We start from the raw sequence: 2,531 nt of genomic DNA, 5'->3' as shown, positions 1-2,531 counted from the left end.
AAAACCCTTTTTCGAAAATGTATATGGATACTTTTATTTGTATTTGTGTCTTCATTACACGCGAAAAATATTTATGTGGCAACCAATGGTAATGACAATAATAATGGTTCTGTCAATAGTCCTTTTAAAACCTTTTCTAAGGCGGTATCGGTAATGTCGCCTGGTGATGTCTGTATAATAAGAGGAGGAGTATATACAGAACCTTTATTAATTAATAAAAATGGGACTACTAGTAATTACTTAACATTTAAAGCTGCAAATGGAGAAAATGTAAAAATAAAAGCAACAAAATTTATAAATGGATGGCAATTACACGCTGGCAATATTTATAAAGCTTCTGTTAATATGACTATCGAAGAAAGGTTTCGAAATATTTATCATAATCAACAATACATGGATTTGGCAAGATGGCCTAACAATACCGATAATAATAGGTTTACGGTAGATTGTAAATTTATTGATAATGGCGGCAGCGATTATTTTAGTTTATCAGGAGTACCGAATTTTGACTGGACAGGTGGTTTAGTATACTATATAGGAGGTCATTCTGGTACCAGTTGGACGAGAAGAATTACTAGAAGTACAGCAAATAGAATAGAACATGCAGGAGTAAATATAAATAAATGGCCGTTTGATCCGCATAACCCAACTATTTTAAGAAATGGACATCGAGGACAGTTGTATTTATTTAATAAACTTGAGGCATTAGATTATGCCAGAGAATGGTTTTATGATAAATCAACTAAAACAATTTATTTTCAACCGGCTAATGGTAAAAAGCCTGCTAATAATTCAGTAGAATATGCAACCAACAAATTTATAGCTGAATTAAAAGGAGATTACATAAAAATTCAAGGTATCGAATTTTTTGGAGGAAGTGTTAAGATAAATGGAAGCTTCAATATTTTCGAAAATAATAAAGTGATTCATGGTAGTGAAGGTTTTGATAATATAAATAGCACTAGCGCAGGTGTAGGAGAATCATCAATAGAAGTTCTAGGACCAAATACTATTATAAGAAATTGTATTATTAATCATAGTTCTGCAAATGGAATTTCAGTACAAAATTGGGCAAATGCTCACAATTCTATTATTGAGAAAAATACCATTTCGAATATCGATTATTTAGGAATACACGCAACACCTATTAGATCGAGAGCAAATAATATAAAAGTTCTAAAAAATAAAATAACTAATTCCGGAAGAGATGGGATGTACATCAGTGGAAACAACTGTGAAGTTGCTTATAATGATGTTTCAAAAGCGCAGTTAATTAATGCGGACTCTGGAGTATTTTATACAGTTGGTGATGATAGACGAAAAGGAACAGAAATTCATCATAACTGGTTTCACGATTCAAAACCGCCATCATATGCAGGAAATAAAGCGGCAGGTATTTACTTAGATAATAATAGTAAAGGGTATGTTGTACATCATAATGTAATATGGAATGTGTCTTGGACTGGTTACCAGGTAAATTGGAACAATGAACACTTAGACTTTTTTCATAATACCATTTGGAATGCTGGAGAAGCAATGGGATCATGGGTAAATGGCTATCCACAAAGTAATAATAAAGTCTACAATAATTATTCAAATAAAGAAGGATGGCATGAAGCCCCTGGATTTGATTATAAGAATAACATTATTAGTTCGACCTCTCCGCTAGAGAATGCTAATAATCAGATTTTTATGCCCAAATCGAATGGGTCTGTAGTAAATAGCGGAAGAGTGATTTCGGGATTCCAAAAGTCTTATAAAGGTTCAGCACCAGATGTAGGAGCTTATGAACTAGGAGGAACGAGATGGACTGCTGGAATTAATGCGATAGAGGATACAGGAGAAGGTGATACTGCTTCAGATGAAATAGCATTTGTAAATGCAGCTACAACAATCAGTTCTAAGACTTCGTATGATTTTAAAGTAAAGTATAGTGCCGATACCGATAGAGATATCGTGGTTCAGTTTTGGTCTTCCATCGAATGGCTAGGTCAAAAACGAGTTACAGTTGAGAGTGGTTCAAAAACAGTTACGATAACAGTAGATTTACCAACAGCACCTTTAGCAGGTACAGGATATGTTTACAAAGCAGATATTAGACCTGTAGGCACTAATTGGCAAGAAGCTATTGATAGCGATCAAATTAGTGACGTAATTGTGCAAGGACAAACTTTTGAAGATAATATATCTTTTAAAAATCCTCCCAATAGTATTGAGCAATCTAGATCGTATACATTGGATGTAAATTATGAAGCTTCAACCGATAGGGAAATTATTATGTCTTTTTGGTCAGCTACAGGCTGGATTGCAACGAAAAAGGAAGTTATAGCTAAAGGGAAAGGTATAAAAGCCATTACTATTGATCTTCCTAGTTTGCCACAACCTAATACAGGGTATTTATTCAAAACACATATTAGACCAATAGGATCGGATTGGCAAGGTGCTTTGGCAACCGATCAGATTGATAATGTAACTGTCACTGGGGCATTTACACAACTCATAATAAATGGTTCATATCAAATAGAGTCTAC

The 2,531-nt window shown here is 33.8% G+C and carries 1 protein-coding gene; it reads left to right on the top strand.

Annotation, left to right across the window (positions count from 1 at the left end):
- Positions 1 to 45 precede the first annotated feature (45 nt).
- On the top strand, positions 46 to 2,531 hold a 2,486-nt coding region (locus tag Q0921_RS24860; protein WP_299261856.1), incomplete at its 3' end, for a right-handed parallel beta-helix repeat-containing protein.

Source organism: uncultured Aquimarina sp., from assembly GCF_947496855.1.
Lineage (GTDB): Bacteria > Bacteroidota > Bacteroidia > Flavobacteriales > Flavobacteriaceae > Aquimarina.
The sequence above is the reverse complement of the archived record's forward strand: the minus strand, read 5'-3'. Positions and strand labels throughout refer to the sequence as shown.